General features: G+C 73.1%; 22 protein-coding genes. 12 read left to right on the forward strand and 10 right to left on the reverse strand.

The window, feature by feature from the left end:
• The first annotated feature begins 23 nt into the window (after positions 1-23).
• Both AC3YNX_RS07425 and AC3YNX_RS07430 read left to right on the forward strand, forming a co-directional pair.
• Positions 24-2,798, forward strand: a complete 2,775-nt coding sequence (locus tag AC3YNX_RS07425) for a sacsin N-terminal ATP-binding-like domain-containing protein (protein ID WP_489995067.1) — start codon at positions 24-26, stop codon at positions 2,796-2,798.
• Complete coding sequence (locus AC3YNX_RS07430) at positions 2,795-3,469, forward strand: phosphatase PAP2 family protein (protein WP_489995068.1); 675 nt, start codon at positions 2,795-2,797, stop codon at positions 3,467-3,469. Before AC3YNX_RS07425 ends, AC3YNX_RS07430 begins: the two co-directional genes overlap by 4 nt.
• Here the strand turns inward: AC3YNX_RS07430 and AC3YNX_RS07435 are convergent.
• Positions 3,466-3,726 carry a DUF2530 domain-containing protein gene (locus AC3YNX_RS07435; protein ID WP_489995069.1) on the reverse strand — a complete coding sequence of 87 codons (261 nt, stop codon included), beginning with the start codon at positions 3,724-3,726 and terminating at the stop codon, positions 3,466-3,468. The two genes, AC3YNX_RS07430 and AC3YNX_RS07435, sit on opposite strands and share 4 nt — an antisense overlap.
• 51 nt (positions 3,727-3,777) lie before the next feature.
• Between AC3YNX_RS07435 and AC3YNX_RS07440 the strand changes: the two genes are divergently transcribed.
• Positions 3,778-4,212, forward strand: a complete 435-nt coding sequence (locus AC3YNX_RS07440) for a MarR family winged helix-turn-helix transcriptional regulator (protein WP_127782015.1) — start codon at positions 3,778-3,780, stop codon at positions 4,210-4,212.
• Positions 4,213-4,256: 44 nt separating this feature from the next.
• Positions 4,257-5,165, forward strand: a complete 909-nt coding sequence (locus AC3YNX_RS07445; RefSeq protein WP_489995070.1) for a universal stress protein — start codon at positions 4,257-4,259, stop codon at positions 5,163-5,165.
• A gap of 1 nt (position 5,166) precedes the next feature.
• Here AC3YNX_RS07445 and AC3YNX_RS07450 read toward each other — a convergent pair whose 3' ends face one another.
• Positions 5,167-6,663 carry a glutamate-cysteine ligase family protein gene (locus AC3YNX_RS07450; protein ID WP_489995071.1) on the reverse strand — a complete coding sequence of 499 codons (1,497 nt, stop codon included), beginning with the start codon at positions 6,661-6,663 and terminating at the stop codon, positions 5,167-5,169.
• An 81-nt stretch (positions 6,664-6,744) separates the two neighbouring features.
• Here AC3YNX_RS07450 and AC3YNX_RS07455 point away from each other — a divergent pair, with 81 nt between their 5' ends.
• Together AC3YNX_RS07455 and AC3YNX_RS07460 are read left to right on the forward strand one after the other, a co-directional pair.
• Positions 6,745-7,551, forward strand: coding sequence for a TrmH family RNA methyltransferase (locus AC3YNX_RS07455; RefSeq protein WP_489983578.1), 807 nt, complete (start codon positions 6,745-6,747; stop codon positions 7,549-7,551).
• Positions 7,548-8,048, forward strand: a complete 501-nt coding sequence (locus tag AC3YNX_RS07460; protein ID WP_489995072.1) for a DUF2537 domain-containing protein — start codon at positions 7,548-7,550, stop codon at positions 8,046-8,048. Before AC3YNX_RS07455 ends, AC3YNX_RS07460 begins: the two co-directional genes overlap by 4 nt.
• Positions 8,049-8,052: 4 nt before the next feature.
• Here the strand turns inward: AC3YNX_RS07460 and AC3YNX_RS07465 are convergent, their stop codons facing one another.
• The 4 genes from AC3YNX_RS07465 to AC3YNX_RS07480 form a co-directional block, all read right to left on the reverse strand.
• Positions 8,053-10,521, reverse strand: coding sequence for an HAD-IC family P-type ATPase (locus AC3YNX_RS07465; protein ID WP_489995073.1), 2,469 nt, complete (start codon positions 10,519-10,521; stop codon positions 8,053-8,055).
• Between the two features lie 47 nt (positions 10,522-10,568).
• Entirely contained in the window at positions 10,569-11,456 is an 888-nt protein-coding gene (gene sepH / locus AC3YNX_RS07470; protein ID WP_489995074.1) for a septation protein SepH, read from the reverse strand.
• Between the two features lie 113 nt (positions 11,457-11,569).
• Positions 11,570-12,694, reverse strand: a complete 1,125-nt coding sequence (gene serC, locus AC3YNX_RS07475) for a phosphoserine transaminase (protein ID WP_127782020.1) — start codon at positions 12,692-12,694, stop codon at positions 11,570-11,572.
• 76 nt (positions 12,695-12,770) lie between these two features.
• Positions 12,771-13,892 (reverse strand): citrate synthase 2, encoded by a 1,122-nt coding sequence (locus AC3YNX_RS07480; protein ID WP_127782021.1) that lies wholly within the window; start codon positions 13,890-13,892, stop codon positions 12,771-12,773.
• Between the two features lie 194 nt (positions 13,893-14,086).
• Here AC3YNX_RS07480 and pdxH point away from each other — a divergent pair, with 194 nt between their 5' ends.
• The 4 genes from pdxH (at position 14,087) to AC3YNX_RS07500 (ending at position 17,993) form a co-directional block, all read left to right on the forward strand.
• Positions 14,087-14,731, forward strand: coding sequence for a pyridoxamine 5'-phosphate oxidase (pdxH, locus tag AC3YNX_RS07485; protein ID WP_489995487.1), 645 nt, complete (start codon positions 14,087-14,089; stop codon positions 14,729-14,731).
• A gap of 52 nt (positions 14,732-14,783) precedes the next feature.
• Positions 14,784-16,127, forward strand: coding sequence for an MFS transporter (locus AC3YNX_RS07490; RefSeq protein WP_489995075.1), 1,344 nt, complete (start codon positions 14,784-14,786; stop codon positions 16,125-16,127).
• Between the two features lie 145 nt (positions 16,128-16,272).
• Positions 16,273-17,598, forward strand: a complete 1,326-nt coding sequence (locus AC3YNX_RS07495; protein WP_489995488.1) for a citrate synthase — start codon at positions 16,273-16,275, stop codon at positions 17,596-17,598.
• Positions 17,599-17,633: 35 nt separating this feature from the next.
• Complete coding sequence (locus AC3YNX_RS07500) at positions 17,634-17,993, forward strand: FKBP-type peptidyl-prolyl cis-trans isomerase (protein ID WP_127782023.1); 360 nt, start codon at positions 17,634-17,636, stop codon at positions 17,991-17,993.
• An 81-nt stretch (positions 17,994-18,074) separates the two neighbouring features.
• Here AC3YNX_RS07500 and AC3YNX_RS07505 read toward each other — a convergent pair whose 3' ends face one another.
• Positions 18,075-19,844: an FAD-dependent oxidoreductase gene (locus AC3YNX_RS07505; RefSeq protein ID WP_489995076.1), complete on the reverse strand. Its 1,770-nt coding sequence runs from the start codon at positions 19,842-19,844 to the stop codon at positions 18,075-18,077.
• A 147-nt stretch (positions 19,845-19,991) separates the two neighbouring features.
• Between AC3YNX_RS07505 and AC3YNX_RS07510 the strand changes: the two genes are divergently transcribed.
• Positions 19,992-20,282, forward strand: a complete 291-nt coding sequence (locus AC3YNX_RS07510) for an FmdB family zinc ribbon protein (protein WP_489983583.1) — start codon at positions 19,992-19,994, stop codon at positions 20,280-20,282.
• Between the two features lie 19 nt (positions 20,283-20,301).
• Complete coding sequence (gene fmdA, locus AC3YNX_RS07515) at positions 20,302-21,555, forward strand: formamidase (RefSeq protein WP_489995077.1); 1,254 nt, start codon at positions 20,302-20,304, stop codon at positions 21,553-21,555.
• 61 nt (positions 21,556-21,616) lie between these two features.
• Here the strand turns inward: fmdA and AC3YNX_RS07520 are convergent, their stop codons facing one another.
• Genes AC3YNX_RS07520 through AC3YNX_RS07530 form a run of 3 tightly spaced genes read right to left on the reverse strand, consistent with a single transcriptional unit; the run spans position 21,617 to position 24,434 of the window.
• Positions 21,617-22,234 carry a LutC/YkgG family protein gene (locus AC3YNX_RS07520; protein WP_489995078.1) on the reverse strand — a complete coding sequence of 206 codons (618 nt, stop codon included), beginning with the start codon at positions 22,232-22,234 and terminating at the stop codon, positions 21,617-21,619.
• Positions 22,231-23,700, reverse strand: coding sequence for a lactate utilization protein B (locus AC3YNX_RS07525; protein ID WP_489995079.1), 1,470 nt, complete (start codon positions 23,698-23,700; stop codon positions 22,231-22,233). The genes AC3YNX_RS07520 and AC3YNX_RS07525 overlap by 4 nt, the downstream gene beginning before the upstream one ends.
• Entirely contained in the window at positions 23,697-24,434 is a 738-nt protein-coding gene (locus AC3YNX_RS07530; protein WP_489995080.1) for a (Fe-S)-binding protein, read from the reverse strand. Before AC3YNX_RS07530 ends, AC3YNX_RS07525 begins: the two co-directional genes overlap by 4 nt.
• Positions 24,435-24,443: the final 9 nt, after the last annotated feature.

Genomic DNA, 24,443 nt, shown 5'->3' on the forward strand with positions numbered 1-24,443 from the left:
CCCGGAGCACTCCGGAACCAGCAGTGTCGGCCGACGACCCGTTCGGTCTGGCTGAGCTGCGGGCCGCGGTGCTGCAGGCCTGGCGGCGCTCACCCACCCGGCTGCGCGAGGACACGGCCACCGAGGCCGACCTGGTGCGCGGGGGGTACCGCGACCGGGTGCTCACCGAGCTGGCGCAGAACGCCGCCGACGCGGCGGCGCGGGCCGGGGTGCCCGGTGAGCTGACCGTCCGCCTCGTCGATGGCGAGCTGCGGGTGGCCAACACCGGACAGCCGCTGGAGCTCTCCGGCGTGCAGGCGCTGGCGGCCCTGCGGGCCTCGGGCAAGACCAGCGGGGTGGGACGCTACGGCGTCGGCTTCACCGCGGTGCTCGCCGTCAGCGAGGAGCCGCGGCTGCTCTCCACCACCGGCTCGGTGGCGTTCTCGGCTGCCCGCACCCGTGCCGAGCTGGGGCTCACCGAGGTGCCGGTGCTGCGCCTGGCCTGGCCGGTGGCCGAGCAGCCGCCCGCCGGCGCCGCCACCGAGGTGGTGCTGCCGCTGCGCGAGGGCGTGGACGGCGCCGCCCTGCTCACCGACTTCCTGCTGCAGGCCCCGCAGCTGCTCCTGGCGCTGCCCGCGCTGCAGCGCATCTCGGTGGACGGTGAGGTGGTGCACCGCACCGAGCGCGAGCTCGGCCCCGGGCTGCGCGAGCTGACCGTCGGCTCGCAGCGCTGGTGGTGCGTCGATGCTGCCGCTCCTGCTGACGGTGCCGTGACCCCCGTGCGGTGGCTGGCCCGGCTGGGCGCGGACGGTGCGGTGGTCGCGCTGGGCGACGACGTGCTGCACGCCCCCACCGCCACCGACGAGGAGCTGTCGCTGCCCGCGATGCTCATCACCGACGTGCCGCTGCAGCCGGACCGGCGACGGGTGCTGCCCGGCACCTCGCTGGGCCCGGTGGCCGGCACCTACCCGCGGCTGGTGGCCGCGGTGCCGCCGGAGCAGCGCACCCGGCTGGTGCCGCTGCCGGGCTTCCCCCGCAGCGCGGTGGACGCCCAGCTGCGCGAGGAGGTCGTGGCCGCGCTGCGCGACGCCGCGTGGCTGCCTGCCGCGCAGGCCGAGGACGCTGGGCCGGACGGCGCGGCGCAGGAGAGTCCCCGCCGGCTGGTGGCACCCCGGGCCGCCCAGGTGCTCGACGTGGCCGGCCCGGAGCTGACCGCGCTGCTGGCCGACGTGCTGCCCGGGCTGCTCGACGCCGAGCTGTCCGCCGCCGTGCACGCCCCGGCGCTGGTCGCCCTCGGGGTGCCGCGCACCGGGCTGGCGACGCTGGCCGAGGAGCTGTCCACAGTGCACCGCGAGCCAGGGTGGTGGCACCGTCTCTACGCCGCCCTGGAGCCGCTGGTGCTCGACCAGCGCGCCGCCGACGAGCTGGCCGGCCTGCCGGTCCCGCTGGTGGACGGCCGCACCGTGCTGGGCCCGCGCAGCACCATCCTGGCCGAGGTGCCGCTGGCGGTGCCCGGCATTCGGGTGGTGCACCCCGACGCGGCGCACCAGCTGCTGCGCCGCCTCGGCGCCGTGCCCGCCGGACCCGGCGAGCTGCTGGCCGACGAGCTGCTGCAGGAGGTGGTCCGCGAGGCCGACCCGGACGACCCGCTGGCCGCCGCCGAGCTGGCCACCGCGGTGCTGGGCCTGGTGGACGCCGCCGGGGTGAGCCCGGGGGAGCACCGCTGGCTCGGTGAGCTGCTGCTGCCCGACGTCGACGGTGAGCTGCGCCCGGCCGACGAGCTGCTGCTGCCCGACGCACCGCTGGCAGCGGTGCTGGCCGCCGATGCGCCGTTCACCACGGTCGCCCAGCGGGTGGTCGACGAGCACGGGCCCCGGCTGCTGCAGGCAGTGGGCGTGGGTCACGGCTTCGCCGTCCTCGCCGACGACGACCCCGCCGGGCCCGACCACGACCTGGACGACGAGCAGCGCTGGTGGGCCGGCTGCGACCCCGAGCCGGCCACCGTGCTCGCCGTGCGCGACCTCGACCTGGTGGACCCCGCACGGTGGGAGCAGGCGCTCACCCTGCTGTGCGCCGAGCCGGAGACGCTGGCCGCGCTGCGCCAGCCCGGCGGCTACACCGCCTGGTGGCTGCGCCGGCACGCCGAGCTCGACGGGGTGCCGCTGGAGTGCTGGCGCCACCACGACGACGCGACCTTCGCTGGTCTGCTGGACCCCGCACCGCTGCCGGCGCTGCCCGCGGCGGTGCTGGCCGGCGCCGAGGTCACCTCCACCGAGCTGGCCGCGCTGCTGCTGCGGCGCCTGGCCGACTCCTCGCGGCAGCCCAGCGTGGCGGTGGTGGCCGGTGCCCACTCGGCCCTGGCCACGGCAGTGCGCACGGGGGCGGTGGAGCTGGACGAGCTGGACCCGCCGGAGCGGGTGCGCGCGCTCAGCGGCACGGTGGTCGACGGTGCCGGGGCCGCGGTGCTCGACCAGCCCTGGCTGGTGCAGGTGTGCCCGGCGGACACCGTGGTCCTGGGGCCGACCGGCGAGCTCGCCGCGGACCTGGCCGACGTCCTGGACCTGCCGCTGGCCTCCGAGCGCCACGCCGGCCACGTGCGCTCCGCCGGCCAGCCCCGCCCGTGGGCGAGCCTGGCCCCGGCCGTCCTGGCCTGCGCCGCCCTGGCAGTCCCGGTGCCCGACGGAGTGGTGGTGCTGCACGAGCAGCTGCGCGTGCAGGTGGGGGAGCAGACGCACCGGGTGGACTGGTGGGTGGACGACGCGGAGGTGCTGCACGCCCAGGACAGCGGCGTGGTGCACGCGCTGCTGCACTCCCGATGAGCCGCCTGGACGTGCGCGTCGCGGTCCTGCTGGCCCTGCTCGGTGCGGCGGCGGTGGTGGTCCTCAGCGTGCTCACCGGCAGCGGGCTCAGCGACGTCGACAGCCCCGTGCTGCGCTTCGCCCTGGACCACCGCAGCCCCGGCGCCACCACCTTCTTCGACACCGTCACCAAGCTCGGGGGCACCATCGCGGCCACGGTGGTGGTGACCGCGGTGGCGGGGTTCGCGGCGCTGCGGCGCTGGTGGGTGCTGGCCGGGCAGGCCGTGGTCACCGGCTTGGGTGCGGTGGTGCTGGTGGTGGGACTCAAGCGGTTGTTCGACCGGCAGCGCCCGCCGCTGGACACCCGGCTGAACGTGCTGCACTCGCTGTCGTTCCCGTCCGGGCACGCGCTGGGCTCCATGGTGGCGGCCTACCTGGTGGTGGTGCTGGTGTTCACCTGCACCCGCTCCGTGCTGCTGCGCACCGTGGCCGGGACCGGCGCGGCGGTCTACCTGGGGATCATCGGGGCGTCCCGGCTGTACCTTGCCGTGCACTGGACGACGGACGTGCTGGGCGGGTGGCTCATCGGCGCGGCCTGGGCCACGCTCTGCCTGCTGGTGGCGGGCTGGGTGCGGACGAGCAGGCCCAGTGCAGCGGTGATCGGCGCCGCCGCGAGCGGCACCCGCCCCTAGGACAGCCCTTGCTGGCTGCCGCGGCTGCCGCTGCGCACCGCCCGGCGCTGCCAGTAGAAGACGCCGTAGCCCAGCACGCCCAGCGCGGCGCCCACCGCGCAGGTGGCGATGACCATGCTGTTGGTGTGTCCGGTGGCGGCACGGACGACCACCACGACCAGGGCCACCACCCAGGCGGCGGTGCCCACGGCGATCACCGGCCGGGGGTCGGCCAGCCGTCGGGGCAGCGGGGGAGCGGCGGGTGGGTGGTGGGGCACCGGTGCATGTAACCACAGCCTCCCCGGTGTGATCACCGCTACTGTGTGCCCATGACCGAGGAGCGCGACAGCCAGCTCGCCAGCGATCTCCGGTTGTCCGTGCTGCGCCTCAACCGGAGGCTCCGCGCCCAGCGCACCGACTCTCGGGTCAGCCTCACCCACATCTCCGCGTTGTCCACCTTGCACGTGTACGGACCCATGACTCCTGGCGCGCTGGCCGCCAAGGAGCGGGTGCAGCCGCCGTCGATGACCCGGATCATCTCGGTGCTGGAAGACCTCAGCTTCATCGGGCGCAAGCCCCACCCCACCGACGGCCGACAGGTGATCGTCAGCGTGCTCGAGCCCGGTGTGGAGTACCTGCAGGCGGAGATCAACGCGCGGGAGGCCTGGCTGGACAGCCGGCTGTCCGAGCTGACCGGGGCGCAGCGCCGCGTCCTGCGCGAGGCCTCCGACATCATCGAGCAGATGGTCGGCAGCGAGGAGTGAGCTGAGCCGGTCACCGACCGGTGCAGCGCGGACAGGAGGTAGTGGTGGCAGCTAACCCCAGCATCGTGGTGGGCGTCGACGGATCGCCGGCATCAGACCGGGCCGTGCGCTGGGCGGCGGAGGCCGCCCAGCTGCACCACGCCCCGCTGGTGCTGGTCTCGGCGTGGACGGTGTCGATGGCCGCCTACGGCGGGATCGGCATGCCCCAGTGGTTCTTCGACGACCAGGTGGCCGAGGCCCGGCGGAAGCTGGAGGCGGCGGAGCAGCTGGTGCGCTCGGTGGCGGGCGAGCCCGTCAGCCTGGACAAGCAGCTGGTGGCCGGTGCGCCCGCCGAGGCGCTGGTGGAGCTCTCCATCGGCGCCCGGATGGTGGTGCTCGGGGCCCGCGGGCTCGGTGAGCTCACCAGCGGCCTGGTCGGGTCGGTGAGCTCGGCGGTCTCCCACCACGCCGAGTGTCCGGTGGTGATCCTGCACGACACGGACGTGGCGCCCGCAGTCTCGGGCGAGGGCGAGGGCGAGGGCGAGGGCGAGGGCGCGGTGGTGGTCGGCGTGGACGGCTCCGCGGCGAGCGAGCCGGCCCTGGCCATCGCGTTCGAGGAGGCGTCCCTGCGGGGGGCGGAGCTGGTCGCGGTGCACGCCTGGAGCGACCAGTCGCTGCGCCCGGCCACCCCCGACCGCGGTCTGCCGTGGGAGTCGATCGAGTCGGCGGAGAAGGCTGCGCTGGCGGAGTCGCTGGCCGGCTTCACCGATCGCTACCCGGACGTGGTGGTGCAGCGGGTGGTGGTGCAGGACCGCCCGGTGCGGCACCTGCTCGCCTGCTCGGAGGGCGCGCAGCTGCTGGTGGTGGGCTCGAGGGGCCGCGGGGGCTTCCGGGGGCTGCTGCTGGGCTCCACCAGCACCGCGCTGCTGCACTCCGCGGAGTGCCCGCTGATGATCGTGCGCAACCGCCGGTGAGCTAGAGCGTCCAGGTGTGCACGGCCTGGTCGGCGTGCATTCCCTCGGTGTAGTCGTGCAGCATCTGGGTGAGGGCGCTGCGCCGGTCGGCGCCCTGGCGCTGCAGCTGCGCCACTCGCTCGCGCTGCCACACCGCGCCGTTGCGGCCGGTCACGCAGCGACCCTCGATCACCCCGAGGTAGCGGTCGATGGCGCGCTGGGACAACCCGTAGGCGGTGAGACCCTCGTGCGCCAGCGGCAGCAGCTTGCGCAGCACCAGCTCGCTCACGCTCATCCAGCCGGCGTCGGGCCAGTACAGCTTGGCACCCAGCCCGTCCCTGGCGCCGGCGTGCAGGTTCTCGGTGGCGGCGTCGAAGGACATCTGCGTCCACAGCGGACGCTCGTCGTTGGCCAGCGCCCGCAGCGTGCCGTAGTAGAAGGCGGCGTCGGCCATGGTGTCCAGCACGCTGGGCCCCGCCGGCAGCACCCGGTTCTCGATCCGCAGGTGAGGCTCGCCGTTGACGGTGTCGTACACCGGGCGGTTCCACCGGTACACGGTGCCGTTGTGCATCTTCAGCTCGTGCAGCTCCGGCACCCGCCCGGCAGCGAGCTCGGCCTGTGGGTCCTGCTCGGAGCACACCGGCAGCAGCGCGGGGAAGTAGCGGGCGTTCTCCTCGAACAGGTCGAAGATGGAGGTGATCCAGCGCTCGCCGAACCACACCCGCGGGCGCACCCCCTGGATGCGCAGCTCCGGCGATCGGGTGTCGGTGGCCTGCTCGAACACCGGCACCCGGCTCTCGTGCCACAGCGCCGTCTCGGCCAGGAACGGCGAGTTCGCCGCCAGCGCCACCTGCACGCCGGACAGGCACTGGGCGGCGTTCCAGTGCGCGGCGAAGGCGTCCGGCTCCACCTGCAGGTGCAGCTGCACCGACGTGCACGCCGCCTCGGGCAGGATGGTGTCGGTGCTCACCCGCAGCCGCTCCGGCCGCGCCGCCCCGGGCATGGCCACACCCTCGATGTCCAGCTCGATGTCCTCGCCGCGGGCGGCGAAGATCTGCTCGTTCAGCAGGTCGTAGCGGGGGTTCTTGGACAGCCACTGGCTGTGGAAGTGCTCCTGGCGCAGGGTGGGCAGCATCCCCACCATCACCAGCTGGCTGCCCTGCTCGCGCGCCTTGGCGTCGGCGGCGTTCAGCGACGCCCGCAGGTCCTGCTCCAGGCTCAGCGTCTCGTCCCGTGGGAACGGGCGCGGTGCCACGTTGATCTCGATGTTGAACTGGCCCAGCTCGGTCTGGAAGTCCGGGTCGGCGATGGCGGTGAGCACCTCGGCGTTGGCCATCGCCGGCTGCATGTGCTCGTCCACCAGGTTCAGCTCGACCTCCATGCCCAGCTGCGGCTCGCCGGGCTCGAACGCACCGTCGGCGAGCATGGTGGTGAGCGCGTCCAGGCAGTCCTGCGCCTTGGCGCGGAAGCGTGCGCGGTCCCCGCGGGTGAACTTGCGGTGCGTGACGTCCTCGCCCATCTGTCCTCCCGGATCGCGGTGCCGGAGCGCAACGGTGCCATGCCGGGGTCGCCCGTCGTGCGGCAGGGTGGCAACGGAAAGATGCCCGCGGTGGCTGTGATCATCGAGTGTGACGACCCGTCGGCTCCCGTGTTCGACGACTTCCGTGAGCTCAACTCCTCCGACCGGCGTCCGGACCTGCCCTCGGGCAAGGGGCTGGTCATCGGGGAGGGCGTGCTGGTGGCCCAGCGGCTGCTGGGCTCCCGCTTCCGGCCGCGCGCCCTGCTGGGGGTGCAGCGCCGCCTGGACGAGCTGGCCGACGACCTGGCTGGAGTGGACGTGCCCTTCGTCCTCACCACCGCCGAGGTGATGGCCGAGGTGGTCGGCTTCCACCTCAACCGCGGCGTGCTGATCTCCGCCGACCGCCCGCCCGCGCTCGGGCTGGACGAGGTGCTCGCCGAGGCCCGCACCGTGGCGGTGCTCGAGGGAGTCAACGACCACGAGAACCTCGGCTCGATGTTCCGCAACGCCGCCGGCCTCGGGGTGGACGCGGTGCTCTTCGGCGACCGCTGCGCCGACCCGCTCTACCGCCGCTCCGTGCGGGTGTCCATGGGCCACGTGCTGCGGGTGCCCTTCGCCAGGGTGCCGGACTGGCCCCGGGGGCTGGACGCGCTGCGCCAGCAGGGCTTCCAGCTCATCTCGCTCACCCCGGACCCCACGGCGCTGCCGCTGTCGCAGGCCATGACGGGGGAGAAGGTGGCGGTGCTGCTCGGCGCCGAGGGCCCGGGGCTGACGGAGCACGCCATGCGGGCCACCGACGTGCGGGCGCGCATCCCGATGGCGCCGGGCACCGACTCGCTCAACGTGGCCACCGCCGCGGCGATGGCCTTCTACGAGCGGGTGCGGTGACCGTCGTCCTCCGCGTCGGCGGTGGGGTGGAGGACCCCGCCGGCGAGCTGGCACCCGGGCTGCCCGCCGACCTGGCGGAGTGGGCCGTGGTCAGCCGGGCGCTGGAGGACGCGCGCGGGGAGGCCCGCGGCATCGTGCGTCGGCGCGCCGAGCAGCTGGCCGCCCGGCACGCGGTGGGTGGTGGGCTGGAGCTGGCGGTGGTGGACGGCGACGAGGTGCGGCTGTTCCGACCGCCGGAGCCGACCCCGTGGGGCACCGGCCTCACCGTGGCCGCCTTCGTGGCGGTGGTGGTGGCAGTGGCGCTGGGCGCGATGAGCGCGGGCCTGGCCACCGTCCACCCGCTGCTCGTGGTGGCGGCCAACCTGGTGGTGGTCGGCGGCCTGCTGCCGTCGCTGTGGCTGTTCCGGACGGTGCCGGTCTGGCGCTGGGGTGTGCTGGGCGTGCTGGTCGGTGCGGGCGTGGCCTGGGTGGGGCTGGCGCTGAGCACCCTGTCCTGAGCAGTCAGGACACCGGCAGCGGGGCCGCCTCGGCGTGGGTGCCGCCGTGCGACCCACCGTGGGCGGCGTCCTGGTCGTCGTCGTGGGTGGCGGCCCAGCGGTTGGCCAGCCACCAGCTCAGCGTCACCGCCACGATCCCCACCGCTCCGCAGACCAGCCCGGTGGTCGTCCACGCCACGTTCGAGGGGTCCAGGACGAAGAAGCGCCGGCCCAGCGGCAGCGCGAAGACCAGCACCACCAGTCCGCACATCGCCCCCACCAGCACCGCCTTCCACCAGGCGAACGGCCGGGCCACCAGCACCAGCACCCACAGGCCCACGGTGATCAGCGTGATCAGCGCGGTGGTGGACTGCTGGGTGACCTGCTCGGGGGTGGCGCCCTCGCCCTGGTAGACCAGCAGGTAGGAGACGAAGGTCGCGACGCCGACGACCACGCCCGAGGGCACGGCCAGGCGCATCACCCGGCGGACGAACCCGCTGCGGGCCCGCTCGTGGTTGGGGGCCAGCGACAGCACGAACGCCGGGATGCCGATGGTGAACCAGGCGGCGATGGTGACGTGGCGGGGGATGAAGGGGTAGGGCACCTGGGCCAGTCCGACCAGCAGCGCCAGCAGCACCGAGTAGACGGTCTTGGTGAGGAACAGGTTGGAGACCCGCTCGATGTTGCCGATCACCCGCCGGCCTTCGGCGACCACGTAGGGCAAGGTGGCGAACTTGTTGTCCAGCAGCACGATCTGGGCGACCGAGCGGGCGGCGGAGCTGCCCGAGCCCATCGCCACCCCAATGTCGGCGTCCTTGAGCGCGAGCACGTCGTTGACGCCGTCGCCGGTCATCGCCACGGTGTGCCCGGAGTCCTGCAGCGCCCGCACCAGCGCCCGCTTCTGCGGCGGGTTGACCCGGCCGAAGGTGGTGGTGCGGTCGGCGAGCTCCTGCAGGGCGTGCGGGTCGTCGGTGAGCTCGCGGGCGTCCACCGGTCCGTGGGGGTCGACCAGGCCCAGCGAGGACGCCACCGCACCGACCGAGACGGCGTTGTCGCCGGAGATCACCTTCACGGTGACGTCCTGGGCGTGGAAGAACTCCAGGGTGGCGCGCGCGTCGTCGCGCACCCGCTGCTGCAGCACCACCAGGGCGCAGGGAGTGACCACGCCGGGGGCGTCGGGGGCGTCCACCCGGCGGTCGCTGCGGGCCAGCAGCAGCACGCGCAGGCCCTGGGCGCCCACCTGCTCGGCCTCGGCCGCGGCGGGGCTGTCCGGGTCGAGCAGCACGTCCGGGGCGCCGAGCAGCCAGTGGCCGTCGCTGCAGCGCTGGTCCGGGCCGAAGCTGTTGCCGCTCCACTTGCGGGCCGAGGAGAACGGGGCGAGCGCCTGCACCGTCCAGCCCGGGTCGGTGGGGAAGGCCTCACCGATGGCGGCCAGGCTCAGGTTGGGCCGCGGGTCGGCGTGGAACAGCGCGCCCAGCGCGGCTTCCACGGTGGCCCGGTCCGCGCCGCCGAGCACGCGCAGCTCGGACAGCCGCATGCCCACCTCGGTGAGCGTGCCGGTCTTGTCCGCGCACACCACGTCCACGCGGGCCAGGCCCTCGATGGCGGGCAGCTCCTGCACCAGGCACTGCCGCTGGCCCAGCCGCACCACGCCGACGGCGAAGGCGATGGAGGTCATCAGCACCAGGCCCTCGGGCACCATCGGCACCAGGGCCGCCACCATGCCCACCAGGGCGTCCGGCAGGTCCTGGTCACCGCTGAGCTGGTTGTAGATGGTCAGCGCGCCGGTGGGGACGAGCAGGTAGGTGATGAACTTGAGGATCTTGTCGATGCCGCTGCGCAGCTCGGACCTGACCAGGGTGAACTTGCTGGCCTCCTCGGCCAGGCGGGCGGCGTAGGCGTCCCGGCCGACCTTGGTGGCCTGGTAGGCGCCGGAGCCGGACACCACGAAGCTGCCGGACATCAGCTCGTCACCGGGGTTCTTGGCCACCGGGTCGGACTCGCCGGTGAGCATCGACTCGTCCACCTCGAGCGCGCCCGCCTCGACGGTGACGCCGTCCACCACGATCTGGTCGCCGGCGGAGACCTCGATGATGTCGTCCAGGACCACCTCGGTGGCGGTCAGCTCGGCGCTGGTGCCGTCGCGGCGCACCCGGGGATGGGCCGCGCCCACGATGGCCAGGCGGTCCAGGGTGCGCTTGGCGCGGATCTCCTGGACGATGCCGACGCTGCTGTTGACGATCAGCAGGAAGCCGAACAGCCCGTCCAGGAAGTGCCCGGTGGACAGGATGATGGCCAGCAGCACCGCGTAGATCGCGTTGATGCGGGTGAAGACGTTGGAGCGGACGATCTGGCCGACGGTGCGGCCACCGGTCAGCGGGACGTCGTTGGTCTGCCCGGCGCTGACCCGCTCGGCCACCTGCTCGATGCTGAGCCCCCGGGGCGGGGTGGCTCCGCGGGCCTGAGGGGGCAGCACCGGCCGCTCGGTAGACATGGTTGCAGCCTAGGTCGCCCTCGAGCGGGCATCACGCACCGGCGGTGCTAGCCGCGCTGGCTGCGGACGCCCAGCAGGACGTCCTCCCAGGACGGCACGGCCGCCTTCTGGCGGTCCTTGCGCGACGTGGCGGCCTTGCTCTGCTTGGGGCGCGGGGCGCGCTCGGCCACCGGCTCGGCCGGCGCCTGCTCCTGGGCGGGCTGCTCGGGAGCCTGCTCCACCTCGACGTCCACCTCCACCGTGACCTCGGCGGTCGGGGCGGGGGCGGGGGCGGGGTCGGCGACGGGCTTGACCGCCGGCTCGGCCACGGCCTCGGCGGCCTCGGAGACCGTCGGGATGGTGCGCAGCGGACGCGTGGGGTTCGGGTCGATCAGGTCCGCGGCCGGGTCGTCCAGGGCGACGATGGTGCCACCGTGCGCACCCGGCTGGAAGCGCCAGTGCGCCCGGTTGTCGGAGCGACCAGTGGTCCATCGCAGCTGCACCACCCAGCGGGAGTCCTCGCCGCGCCAGGCGTCCCAGGTGGCGTTGGCCAGGTCCTGGCCGCGCTGCTGCATCGCGTCGGCGACGATCTCCACCAGGGTGAGCACGGCGGGGCCGTCCGGGCGCACGGGGTGGCCCTCCTGGGCGACCTCGGCGGCGCGGGAGCGCTCCAGCAGCACGGGGTAGGCGAAGCGCTCGATGCGCGAGACCGGGACGCCGGCGGCGGAGGCGACCTCCTCCAGGGTGGCGCCGGCGCGGATGCGGGTCTGGATGTCGCGGGGGCGCAGCTGGCTCTGGCGGTCGGTGTCCGCCTTGCCCTGCGGGGTCAGCTCACCGCGGGCGGCGGCCCGGAGCTTGTCGTCCACCACCAGGCTGAACTTCTCCTGGCTCTCGGTGTCCTCGCAGACCAGGGACTTTCCGTCGGCCTCTAGACCGATTACTCGAAGTGCGCGCACGTCGGCCTCCTGGAGCCTCTGCAAGGGTTAACGACACGAGTGTAATTCACCCGTGCAGAGGTCCGGGCACCCAACACGCCTCGGGCAGCGAAACCGGTTGTGCTACAGCCGGCTCAGCCGAGCTTGCCGACGACGTGGTCGATGCAGGCGGTCAGCGCCTGCACGTCGTCGGGCTCGATGGCCGGGAACATGCCCACGCGCAGCTGGTTGCGGCCCAGCTTGCGGTACGGCTCGGTGTCCACAACACCGTTGGCGCGCAACACCTTCGCCACGGCGGCTGCGTCGACGTCGTCGCTGAAGTCGATGGTGCCCACCACCAGCGAGCGGTGCGCGGGCTCGGCGACGAACGGGGTGGCGTAGGAGCTGGCCTCGGCCCAGTCGTAGAGCCGCGAGGAGGAGTCGGTGGTGCGCGAGACGCACCAGTCCAGCCCGCCGTTGCCGTTCATCCACTCCACCTGCTCGGCCAGCATCAGCAGCGTGGCCACCGCCGGGGTGTTGTAGGTCTGCTCCTTGACGCTGTTGTCCAGCGCGGTGGTGAGCGACAGCGACTCCGGCGACCAGCGGTCGGTGGCGGCGATCTCGGCCACGCGCTCCAGGGCGGCGGGGCTCATCAGGGCCAGCCACAGGCCGCCGTCGGAGGCGAAGGACTTCTGCGGGGCGAAGTAGTAGACGTCGGTGTCGCGGACGTCCACCGGCAGCCCACCGGCACCGGAGGTGGCGTCGATGGCCACCAGCGCACCCTCGGAGCCCGCGGGGCGCTGCACCGGGGTCATCACGCCGGTGGAGGTCTCGTTGTGCGCCCAGCCGATGACGTCGCAGGAGGGGTCGGCCACGGGCTCGGCGGCGGTGCCCGGCTCCGCGTTGACCACCACCGGGTCGCCCAGGAACGGCGCACCCTTGACCACGCTGGCGAACTTGCCGCTGAACTCGCCGTTGACCAGGTTCAGCGTGCGCTCCCGGACCAGGCCGAAGGCCATCGCGTCCCAGAAGGCGGTGGTGCCACCGTTGCCCAGCACCACCTCGTAGCCCTCGGGCAGGGCGAACAGCTCGCGCAGACCGCCGCGGACCCGCTTCACCACGTCCTTGACCGGCTTCTGGCGGTGGCTGGTGCCCATCACCGTCCTGCCGGCGGCGACGAGGGCGTCCAGCTGCTCCGGGCGGACCTTGGAGGGACCGCAGCCGAAGCGGCCGTCGGACGGGAGCAGGTCAGCGGGGATGGTGATGGCCGGTGTCGTCATGTGGTCATTCTCGCAGGCTCCCCGAGGGGTGCCCCGCACCGGGCGGGCAGTGCGGCGCCCGCCCGGTGTCGGGTGCTCACGCGTGCGAGATCTCGTTCCAGCCCTCGACGTCCTCGGGACGGCGCGGCGCGGGACCGGCGTAGTAGGCGGCCGGGCGGACCAGCTTGCCCAGGCGCTTCTGCTCCATGATGTGCGCGGCCCAGCCGGCGGTGCGCCCGGCGGTGAACATCGCCGGCATCATGTGCGCGGGTACCTCGGCGAAGTCCAGGATCACGGCGGCCCAGAACTCCACGTTGGTCTCGATGGGACGGTCCGGACGGCGCTCGCGCAGCTCGGTGAGCGCAGCCTGCTCCAGCGCGGCGGCGGCCTCGTAGCGCGGGGCGTCGAGCTCCTTGGCGGTGCGCCGCAGCACGCGGGCGCGGGGGTCCTCGGCCCGGTAGACCCGGTGGCCGAAGCCCATCAGCTTCTCCTTGCGGTCCAGGATCCCCTTGACCAGACCGACGGGGTCACCGGTGCGCTCGGTCTCGGCGACCATGGGCAGCACGCGGGCGGGGGCGCCGCCGTGCAGCGGGCCGCTCATCGCGCCGATGGCGCCGGACATGGCCGCGGCCACGTCGGCACCGGTGGAGGCGATCACCCGGGCGGTGAAGGTGGAGGCGTTCATGCCGTGCTCGGCAGCCGACACCCAGTAGGCGTCGATGGCCTTGACGTGCTTGGGGTCCGGGTCGCCGCGCCAGCGCGTCATGAAGCGCTCGGTGACGGTGGAGCACTCGTCGATGACCTTCTGCGGCACGGCCGGCTGGTAGATCCCGCGGGCGGACTGGGCGACGTAGGACAGCGCCATGACCGAGGCCCGGGCGAGGTCGTCGCGCGCGGTGGCCTCGTCGATGTCCAGCAGCGGCGCGTAGCCCCAGATGGGGGCGAGCATGGCCAGCGCGGCCTGCACGTCCACCCGGACGTCACCGGTGTGGATGGGCAGCGGGAACGGCTCCGCCGGCGGCAGGCCGGGGCCGAAGCGACCGTCGACCAGCAGGGCCCACACGTTGCCGAAGGTGACCTTGCCCGCGAGGTCCTCGATGTCCACCCCGCGGTAGCGCAGCGCGCCGCCGTCCTTGTCTGGCTCGGCGATCTGGGTGGTGAAGGCGACGACGCCCTCCAGACCCTCGGAGAAGCCCTCCGGTAGCCCTGAATCTGCCATGTCCGCTGAAGCCTCCTGGTCGTCGCACTGCAATATCTGTCACCACGCGCGTGTCGCGGCGTGGCTCACCCTGCCCTGGTACGAGGTAAGTGTGCAACGTCGGGATCCTGGCACCGTCGGCGCGGTCGGTCCGGCGTACCGTCTGCGCCGTGGAACCGGGTGAGGGGCTCGACGTCGTCCCGGACCTGGCGAGCATGCGGATTGCATACGACACGGAGACGATGCAGGTGCCCGAGCTGGACGAGAAGACCATCGCCGACACCTGGTACGAGCAGCTCGGCCGCTGGTTGAGCGAGGCTGCCGACGCCGACGTGGTGGAGCCCAACGCGATGGTGCTGGCCACCACCGACTCCGAGGGCCGCCCGTCCAGCCGCACCGTGCTGTGCAAGGGCCTGGACGAGCGCGGCGTGGTCTTCTACACCAACCGCACGTCGGCCAAGGCCCACCAGCTGCGCGAGATGCCCTACGCCAGCGCCACCTTCCCGATGTTCGCGCTGCAGCGGCAGGTGCACGTGCGGGGGATCACCGAGCACGTCTCCGAGGAGGAGACCGCCGCCTACTGGGCCACCCGGCCCCGCGGCTCGCAGCTGGGGGCCTGGGCGTCGGTGCAGTCGGCCGTCGCCGGGTCGCGGCAGGTGCTGGAGGACGCGCTCGCGGAGGTGACGCGGCGCTACGCCGACCACGAGCAGGTCCCGGTGCCCCCGCACTGGGGCGGCATCCGCATCGTCGCCGACCACGTGGAGTTCTGGCAGGGCCAGCGCGACCGGCTGCACGACCGGCTGCAGTTCCGCTTCACCCCCACCACCCGGGAGTGGCTGCTCGAACGTCTGCAGCCTTGACCGGGCCCCGCCGGGCAGCGGCGGGCGGCCAGCTCCTGCGGGAGGTGCGGTAGTGCTCGGCCTGCGCGGCGCACTGGCCGACACCACCCCGCTGCCCACGCCTGCCTACCGCCGGCTCTGGGTCAGCGGCGTGGTCACCGTGGTCGGCGCCCAGCTGACCGTGGTGGCGGTGCCGCTGCAGGTCTTCCAGCTCACCGGCTCCTCGGCCTACGTCGGGCTGATCGGCCTCTTCGCGCTGGTGCCGCTGGTGGTGTTCGGGCTGTGGGGCGGGGCGCTGGCCGACGTGCTCGACCGGCGCACCCTGCTGCTGGTCAGCTCCACCGGCATCGGCCTCACCTCGCTCGGCTTCTGGCTGCAGGCGCTGCTGGGCGTGGACAACGTCTGGCTGGTGCTGGGTCTGCTCGCGGTGCAGCAGGCGTTCTTCGCGATCAACTCGCCCACCCGCAGCGCGCTCATCCCGCGGCTGCTGCCCCCCGAACAGCTGCCTGCGGCGAACGCGCTGAACATGACGGTGTTCCAGCTCGGCTCCATCGCAGGCCCGGTGCTGGCCGGGGTGGCGCTGCCGTTCGTCAGCCTGGCCACGCTGTACCTGGTGGACTCGGTGTTCCTGCTGGCCACGCTCTGGGCGGTGTGGCGCCTGCCGCGCATCCCCCCGACCGGCACCGCGCGCCGGGCCGGGCTGCGGGAGGTGCTCGAGGGCTTCCGCTACCTGGCCGGGCACAAGGTGCTGCTGGCCTCGTTCGTGGTCGACATCATCGCCATGGTCTTCGGCATGCCACGGGCGCTGTTCCCGCAGATGGCCCAGGAGAGCTTCGGCGACCCCGCCGACGGCGGTCCCGCGCTGGGCCTGCTGTTCGCCGGCATCTCCCTCGGCGCGGTGCTGGGCGGGGTGTTCTCCGGCTGGCTGCCGCGGGTGCAGCGCCAGGGTGTGGCGGTGGTGGTGTCCATCATGGTGTGGGGCCTGGCGATGACCGGCTTCGGCCTCGTTGCCGCCCTCGGTCCGGGCTGGCTGGTGCTGGCGGTGGGCTTCCTGGCGCTGGGCGGCGCGGCCGACATGGTCTCGGCGGTCTACCGCTCCACCATGCTGCAGCAGGCGGCCACCGACGAGGTGCGTGGACGGCTGCAGGGGGTGTTCACGGTGGTGGTGGCCGGCGGGCCGCGGCTGGGCGACGCCGCGCACGGCGCGGCGGCGGTGGCGGTGGGCACGACCGCCGCGGCGGCCGGGGGCGGTCTGCTGGTGGTGATCTGCACCGTGGTCGCGGTGCTCGCGCTGCCTGCCTTCGTCCGCTACCGCGTGGAGGTCCACCACGAGCGCACCCCCGCCCGCACCGGGCTGCCCGAGCCGGCACCGGCACCGGCACAGCCTCCCCCGCCGAGCGGGCTCCCGCTGCCATGAGGTGGGTACAGGCGCTAGGTTGAGTCCGTCGCTGAAGAGCCCTGTGCTCATGCCGTTCGTCGCTGCGCCCACGAGGCGCCGGGGTCGGGGTGGGACGACTGAGTCGGAGAGGTAGCCCTCTGTGCCCGAGAACGAGACGGTCTCCATCAACGAGACGACAGCCGAGAGCTCGGCCGAGGAGAAGGTCGACACTGCCACGCTGACCTTCCCCGGTGGCGAGCACGAGATGAAGATCGCCCGGGCGACGGAGGGCAACGACGGCTTCGTCCTCGGCAAGCTGCTCGCCGACACCAGCTACACCACCTACGACTCCGGCTTCGTCAACACCGCCTCGTGCTCCTCGGCGATCACCTACATCGACGGTGCGGCCGGGATCCTGCGCTACCGCGGGTACCCCATCGAGCAGCTGGCGGAGAAGTCCACCTTCGCCGAGGTGAGCCACCTGCTCATCCACGGTGAGCTGCCCAGCGAGACCCAGCTGACCGCCTTCACCGACAGGATCCAGCGGCACACCCTGCTGCACGAGGACCTCAAGCGGTTCTTCGAGGGCTTCCCCCGGGACGCCCACCCCATGCCCGTCCTCTCCAGCGCCGTGTCCGCGCTGAGCACCTTCTACCAGGACTCGCTGGACCCCTTCGACCAGGACCAGGTGGAGCTGTCCACCGTCCGGCTGCTGGCCAAGCTGCCCACCATCGCCGCCTACGCGTACAAGAAGTCGGTGGGCCAGCCCTTCCTGTACCCGGACAACTCGCTGAGCCTCACGGAGAACTTCCTGCGGATGACCTTCGGGTTCCCGGCCGAGCCGTACGACATCGACCCGGACCTGGTCAAGACGCTGGACATGCTGCTGATCCTGCACGCCGACCACGAGCAGAACTGCTCGACGTCGACGGTGCGCATGGTCGGCTCGTCCAACGCCAACCTGTTCGCCTCGGTCTCCGCAGGCATCAACGCCCTGTTCGGGCCGCTGCACGGCGGGGCCAACGCCGCGGTGCTGGACATGCTCGAGGGCATCAAGCGCGAGGGTGGCGACGTCGGCGACTTCGTGCGCCGGGTGAAGGACAAGGAGCCCGGCGTCAAGCTGATGGGCTTCGGCCACCGGGTGTACAAGAACTACGACCCGCGCGCGGCCATCGTCAGCAAGGCGGCCGAGGAGGTGCTGCGCAAGCTCGGCGGCGACGACCAGCTGCTCGACATCGCCAAGGCGCTGGAGGAGAAGGCGCTCACCGACGACTACTTCGTGGAGCGCAAGCTCTACCCCAACGTCGACTTCTACACCGGACTGATCTACCGGGCGATGGGCTTCCCCACCCGCATGTTCACGGTGCTGTTCGCGTTGGGCCGGCTGCCCGGCTGGATTGCGCACTGGCGGGAGATGATCGGCGACCCGGACACCAAGATCGGGCGTCCGCGCCAGATCTACACTGGCTACACCGAGCGCGACTACGTACCGCTCGCCGAGCGCCAGTAGCGCCAACCACTTCGCCCAGACTGAGGAGCACCACGGTGACCAAGCCAGAGATCGAGTTCCCCGGCGGGGAAGCGCCCAGCGAGCTGCAGATCACCGACCTCGTCGTCGGTGACGGCCCGGAGGCGGCGCCGGGCAGCAAGGTCGAGGTCCACTACCTCGGCGTGGAGTTCGACTCCGGCGAGGAGTTCGACTCGTCCTGGAACCGGGGGGAGTCGCTGAGCTTCCCGCTGCAGGGCCTCATCGAGGGCTGGCAGAAGGGCATCCCCGGCATGAAGGTCGGTGGACGCCGCCAGCTGGTCATCCCCCCGCAGCTGGCCTACGGCCCCGCCGGCGGCGGGCACCGCCTCTCCGGCAAGACGCTAATCTTCGTCATCGACCTGCTGGGCGTCGGCTAGACCCCGAGCGTCACGTCGTGCACGAGCGCGGGGCCGGTCACTGACCGGCCCCGCGCTCGCGTGCCTTCTCGTGCGGCCGCGCTAGGCGGTGTGGGCGCGCGCTGAGGCGCCGAGCACGGTGAGGGGGAGCCGCAGCGCGCCCGGTGCGTCCGCGGGCACCACGGGGCGGGCCGGGGGCACCGGGTCGCAGCGCCGGTAGGCCGCGCCCAGCTCGGGGCGGACGTCGGCGGTGCCCTTGTTCGGCCACAGCGCGAAGGCCCGCTCGGCCTGTGCGGTGATGGTCAGCGAGGGGTTGACGCCCAGGTTGGCGCTCACCGTGGAGCCGTCGGACACGTGCAGGCCGGGGTGGCCGAACACCCGGTGGTAGGCGTCGACCACGCCACCCTCGGGGGAGTCGGCGATGGCGCAGCCGCCCAGGAAGTGCGCCGTCATCGGGATGTTGAACACGTCGCCGATGGAGCCGCCGGCGTGGCCGTTGATCTTGTCCGCGGCCCGGCGCACGGCCTCGTGGCCCTGCGGGATCCAGCGCGGCGGCGGCTCGCCGGGGCCGGGGCGGCTGGTGAGCTTGCGCCGGCCGAACAGGCCGCGCTTGGTGGTCAGCTCGATGGAGTTGTCCCCGGTCTGCATCACCAGCGCGATCACCGTGCGCTCCGACCAGTGGTAGACGGACAGGTTGCGCACGAACGCGATGGGGTGTCGCACCGCAACGCCGAGGGTCTTCAGCGGCCGAGGAACCCGGCCGCCGCCGTCGGCCAGCACGGTCTGCAGCAGCCCGATGGCGTTGGAGCCCTTGCCGTAGCGCACCGGCTCGATGTGGGTGCGCTCGTCCGGGTGGAACGACGAGGTGATGGCGATGCCGCGGCTGTAGTCGACGGCACGGGTGCGGGCGGTGGCGGCGAGCACCGCCTCGGAGTTGGTGCGCACCGTGGAGCCCAGTCGCGGGGAGATGCTGGGGAGGTTGCCCTCGGCCTGCATGGAGCCCAGCAGCCGCTGCGTGCCGTACGTGCCGGCCGCCACCACCACCTGCCCGGCGGTGATGGTGCGCTGGTGCCGGCGACGCACGGTGCCGGTGCGCTGCACAGCCACCTCGTAGCCGCCGCCGGTGCGCGGGCGCAGCGAGGTCACGGTGCTGAGCGGGTGCACCGTGGCCCCGGCCTGCTCGGCCAGGTACAGGTAGTTCTTCACCAGGGTGTTCTTGGAGCCGTAGCGGCAGCCGGTCATGCAGCCACCGCACTCGGTGCAGCTGGTCCGCTCCGGGCCGGCGCCGCCGAAGAACGGGTCGGGGACCGTGGTGCCGCCCGGGGTGCTCTCCTCGGTGCCGAAGAAGACGCCCACCGGCGTGGTGGTGAAGGTGTGGCCCACACCCATCTCCTCAGCCACCTCGCGCATCACCGCGTCGGCAGGGGTGGACAGCGGGTTGGGGCGCACGCCGAGCATCCGCCGGGCCTGCTCGTAGTAGGGGTTGAGCTCGTCCTGCCAGTCGGTGATGTGCGCCCACTGCGGGTCCTGGAAGAACGCCGGGGGCGGCTGGTAGAGGGTGTTGGCGTAGTTCAGCGAGCCGCCGCCCACGCCGGCGCCGGCCATCACCAGCACGTCGGGCAGCAGGTGGATGCGCTGCAGGCCGAAGCAGCGCAGCTGCGGCGCCCACAGGTAGCGGCGCAAGTTCCAGCTGGTCTTCGGCAGCTCGTCGTCGGCGAAGCGACGGCCCGCCTCGAGCACGCCGACCCGGTAGCCCTTCTCGGTGAGCCGGAGCGCGGCCACCGATCCACCGAAGCCTGATCCGATCACCAGCACGTCGTAGTCGGGCTCGGCGGCGCTGGTCTGTCCCTGAAGTTGCTGTGCGGTACCCACCGCAGCAGCCTAACAACTAGAAACAGACTGGACTGAATGTATCTGCGGTGACCCTGTGCGAACACCTCTGTGCGGGCAGTTCTCCCGTCGACAACCTGTGCTGACCGTGGCTACCGTCGAGGTTTCCCGGCAGCAGGAGGCCGCGCAGTGGTCGCATACCAGTACCGGTGCGCCGAGCACGGCGTGTGCGAGGTCCAGCGGCCGATGGGCAGCGCCCCCGCCCAGTGGCCGTGCCCGGAGTGCGGGGGCGACACCGCCCGCGTCTTCGCCGCCCCGCACCTGGGCCTGGCCGACCGGGGCCGCCTCGCCGCCATCGACGCCACCCGGCGCTCGGCCGACGAGCCGGCCGTGGTCACGTCCGTGCCCGGCAGCGGCGCCCGCCGGCGCACCCCGACAGCCCCCGACAACCCCGTCCTGCGGAGGCTGCCCAAACCCTGATCACCCGAGGGAGCACCCCATGCCCGAGCTCGTCTTCCCGCTGGACAGCAGCAAGCCGTTCACCGACCAGCAGATCGTCGGTCACAACCGCTGGCACCCGGACATCCCGGCCGCGGTGCAGGTCAAGCCCGGCGACACCTTCCGGGTGCACTGCCGGGAGTGGTTCGACGGGGCGATCGGCAACAACGACTCCGCCGACGACGTCCGGGACTGCCCGCTGTCCCAGGTGCACCGGCTCAGCGGCCCGTTCGCGGTGGAGGGTGCGGCACCCGGTGACCTGCTCGTGGTGGACATCGTGGACCTCGGACCGATCCCGCAGGAGGACTCCGGCCCGCTGGCCGGGCAGGGGTGGGGCTACACCGGCATCTTCGCCAGGGACAACGGCGGCGGGTTCCTCACCGACCAGTTCCCGGACGCCTACAAGACGGTGTGGGACTTCCAGGGCCAGCGGACCACCTCGCGGCACGTGCCGGAGGTGTCCTTCACCGGCATCACCCACCCGGGGCTGATGGGCACCGCACCCTCGCACGAGCTGCTCACCCGGTGGAACACCCGCGAGGGAGCCCTCATCGCCACCGACCCGGACCGGGTCCCCGCCCTGGCGCTGCCCCCGCTGGCCACCGACGCCATCCTCGGCTCGCTCTCCGGGGCCGACTTCGACCGGGTGGCCGCGGAGGGGGCGCGCACCGCGCCGCCGCGGGAGAACGGCGGCAACCAGGACATCAAGAACTTCAGCCGGGGAACGCGGGTGTTCTACCCGGTGTTCGTGGACGGGGCGCACCTGTCGGTGGGCGACCTGCACTTCTCCCAGGGCGACGGCGAGATCACCTTCTGCGGGGCCATCGAGATGGGCGGGTTCATCGACCTGCACGTGGACCTGATCAAGGGCGGCATGGACACCTACGGGGTGCACGAGAACGCGATCTTCCTGCCGGGCAACGTGGAGCCGCAGTTCAGCGAGTGGCTGGCGTTCTCCGGCACGTCGGTGACCCTGGAGGGGGAGCAGCGCTACCTCGACTCGCACCTGTCCTACCAGCGGGCGTGCCTGCACGCGATCGACTACCTGACGAAGTTCGGCTACACCCCGGAGCAGGGCTACATGATCCTCGGCGCCGCGCCGATCGAGGGCCGGCTGTCCGGGGTGGTGGACATCCCCAACTCCTGCTCCACGGTGTACCTGCCCACGGCGCTGTTCGACTTCGACGTGCGCCCGTCGGTGGGTGGCCCGCACCAGGTGACCCAGGGGACGCCGGTGCCGCGGTCGAGCTTCTAGGGGCGTCTGCAAGTACGCCCATGCTGGCTCGCGGTGGTACTGCAAGTACCACCAAGCGGGCTCAGCCGACGATCACCATGTCCAGGGTGCGCGGGCCGTGCACGCCCTCCACCCGCTGCAGCTCGATGTCACTGGTGGCGCTGGGCCCGCTGATGAAGGTGAGCGGACGGGTGGGGTCCAGCCGCGCCAGCGCCTCCGGCACGCTCGCCACCACCTGCTCGGCCCGCACCACGCACACGTGGTGGTCGGGCACCAGGGTGAGCGCGCGCCGTCCCTGCGCCGCTCCGGCGTCCAGCACCAGCGTGCCGGTGACGGCGATGGCCACCGCGCACCCGGTGACCACGGCGTCCACCTCGTCGAGCTGCTGCGGGGACAGCCCGGTGTCGCGCACCACGCCCGGGCACACCTGCGCCCACTCCGCGGGAAGGTCCGGCGGCACCACCACCGCGCGGTGCCCGGCCAGCAGCCTCGCCAGCGTGGCGGGCACCTGCTCGGCCAGGTCCACCCGGTGCACCTGGGCGCGGTAGTCGTCCACCCGCGCAGCCAGCAGCGCCACCGCCTCTGGGCTGCCGGGCGGCTGGTCGCCGCGGTGGTGGTAGTCGCGGGGCACCGGCGGCGGCACCGGCCGGTCGGCCAGGGCGGTGCGAATGCGGGCCAGCACCTCCTCGCGGGGGGTCACCGCTGCGCCCACCACTGCCGGAAGGTCTGCTCGGGCGGCGCGGGCAGGTCGCGGGCGCCGGTCCACAGCGAGCCGGGCCAGGGCAGCGAGCTGATGGTGTGCGAGCGCCCGCCGAGCACCCGGCCCAGGCCCAGCGCCTTCTCCGCGGCGGCAAAGCGCCCCGGCGCCCCCATCGCCCAGCCCGCCGCGCGCATGGCCACGTCCTGGCCGCAGGGCAGCCCGCCCCGCTCGGCGTCCACCTGCTCGGCCCGCAGGTGCACCAGCAGCTCGGGGATGTTGATGCGCACCGGGCAGGCGTCGAAGCAGGCCCCGCACAGCGACGAGGCGTAGGGCAGCGACGCGTTCGGGTCGTCGTGGCCGGTGGTGCCGGTCAGCTGGGGGCTGAGCACCGCGCCGATCGGGCCCGGGTACACCGAGCCGTAGGCGTGCCCACCGGTCCGCTCGTACACCGGGCAGACGTTGAGGCAGGCCGAGCAGCGGATGCAGTGCAGCGCGCTGCGGCCCACCTCGTCCGCCAGCACCCGGGTGCGCCCGTTGTCCAGCAGCACCAGGTGGAACTCCTGCGGTCCGTCGCCGGGGTGCACCCCGGTCCACATCGAGGTGTACGGGTTCATCCGCTCGCCGGTGGAGGAGCGGGGCAGCAGCTGCAGGAACACCTCCAGGTCCTGCCAGGTGGGCACCAGCTTCTCGATGCCCAGCACGGTGATCAGCGTCTGCGGCAGCGTCAGGCACATCCGCCCGTTGCCCTCCGACTCCACCACCGACAGGGTGCCCGTGTCGGCCACGGCGAAGTTGGCCCCGCTGATGGCCACCCGGGCGGAGAGGAACCGGCGGCGCAGGTGCGCCCGGGCCGCCATCGCCAGCTGGTGGGGGTCGTCGGTGATGTCCGGGTCCACGTCCGGCATCGCGCGCAGGAAGATTTCCCGGACCTCCGCCCGGTTGCGGTGGATGGCTGGGACCAGGATGTGGCTGGGGCGGTCGTCGCCCAGCTGCACGATCAGCTCGGCCAGGTCGGTCTCCCACGGGGAGATGCCTGCCTCTTCCAGCGCCTCGTTCAAGGCGATCTCCTGGGTGGCCATCGACTTGACCTTGACCACCTCGTCGCTGCCGGTGGCCCGCACCAGGTCGACCACGATGCGGTTGGCCTCCGCGGCGTCTCGGGCCCAGTGCACCACCCCGCCGTGGGCGCTCACCTGCTGCTCCAGCTCCTCGAGCAGCTCGGGCAGCCGGGCCAGCACGTCGGCCTTCAGCGCGCTGCCGGCCAGGCGCAGCTGCTCCCAGTCGTCCACCTCGGCCACCACGCCCGCGCGCTTGGCCCGGATGGTGGCGGTCGCCGCGCCCAGGTTGCGCCGCAGCTGGGTGTCCTGCAGGGCGTGGCGGGCGGCGGCGGGAAAGGGCTCTGTGCCCCGCAGGTGCCCCGCGCCGGCCGGGGGAGGAGCGGTGGGGTTGCCCAGGAAGGTGCTCATCGGCCCGTCTCCGTGGACGCCAGGATCTCGGCCAGGTGCACCGTGCGCACGCCGGCCTGGATGCGGCTCAACCCGCCGCCGATGTGCATCAGGCAGGAGGAGTCGCCGGCGGTGCAGACCTCGGCGCCGGTGCTGAGCACGGTGGCCATCTTGTCGGCGAGCATCGCGGTGGAGGTGGCGGCGTTCTTCAGCGCGAACGTGCCGCCGAAGCCGCAGCAGACGTCGGCCTGGGGCAGCTCCACCAGGTCGATGCCGCCGACCGCGCGCAGCAGCTGCAGCGGCTTGTCGCCCACCCGCAGCAGCCGCAGCGAGTGGCAGGTGGGGTGGTAGGTGACGCGGTGCGGGTAGTGCGCGCCCACGTCGGTCACCCCGAGGACGTCCACCAGCAGCTCGGAGAGCTCGTAGGTGCGGGCGGCCACGGCGGTGGCGCGCTCGGCGAGGGCGTCGTCACCGGTGCGGCGCGCGATCATGGCGTGCTGGTGGCGCACCGAGCCGACGCAGGATCCGGACGGGGCGACCACCACGTCGCAGTCGGCGAACACCTGCACGTGGTGGCGCACCAGCGGCAGCGCCTCGGTGAGGTAGCCGGTGTTGGCGTGCATCTGGCCGCAGCAGGTCTGCTCCGGCGGGAAGACCACCTGGTGGCCCAGCCGCTCGAGCAGCAGCACCGTGGCCTTGGCGGCCTCGGGAAAGAGGGCGTCGGCCAGGCAGGTGGCGAACAACGCGATGCGCACGGATCGAGC

The organism is Rhodococcus sp. Z13_19A (assembly GCF_058133575.1).

Bases quoted from the DNA above. Each gene is read 5' to 3' on its own strand.
- AC3YNX_RS07430 (WP_489995068.1), top strand. From the start codon at position 2,795: ATGAGCCGCCTGGACGTGCGCGTCGCGGTCCTGCTGGCCCTGCTCGGT.
- AC3YNX_RS07440 (WP_127782015.1), top strand. From the start codon at position 3,778: ATGACCGAGGAGCGCGACAGCCAGCTCGCCAGCGATCTCCGGTTGTCC.
- AC3YNX_RS07450 (WP_489995071.1), bottom strand. From the start codon at position 6,663: ATGGGCGAGGACGTCACGCACCGCAAGTTCACCCGCGGGGACCGCGCA.
- AC3YNX_RS07455 (WP_489983578.1), top strand. From the start codon at position 6,745: ATGCCCGCGGTGGCTGTGATCATCGAGTGTGACGACCCGTCGGCTCCC.
- AC3YNX_RS07465 (WP_489995073.1), bottom strand. From the start codon at position 10,521: ATGTCTACCGAGCGGCCGGTGCTGCCCCCTCAGGCCCGCGGAGCCACC.
- serC (WP_127782020.1), bottom strand. From the start codon at position 12,694: ATGACGACACCGGCCATCACCATCCCCGCTGACCTGCTCCCGTCCGAC.
- AC3YNX_RS07480 (WP_127782021.1), bottom strand. From the start codon at position 13,892: ATGGCAGATTCAGGGCTACCGGAGGGCTTCTCCGAGGGTCTGGAGGGC.
- pdxH (WP_489995487.1), top strand. From the start codon at position 14,087: ATGCGGATTGCATACGACACGGAGACGATGCAGGTGCCCGAGCTGGAC.
- fmdA (WP_489995077.1), top strand. From the start codon at position 20,302: ATGCCCGAGCTCGTCTTCCCGCTGGACAGCAGCAAGCCGTTCACCGAC.
- AC3YNX_RS07525 (WP_489995079.1), bottom strand. From the start codon at position 23,700: ATGAGCACCTTCCTGGGCAACCCCACCGCTCCTCCCCCGGCCGGCGCG.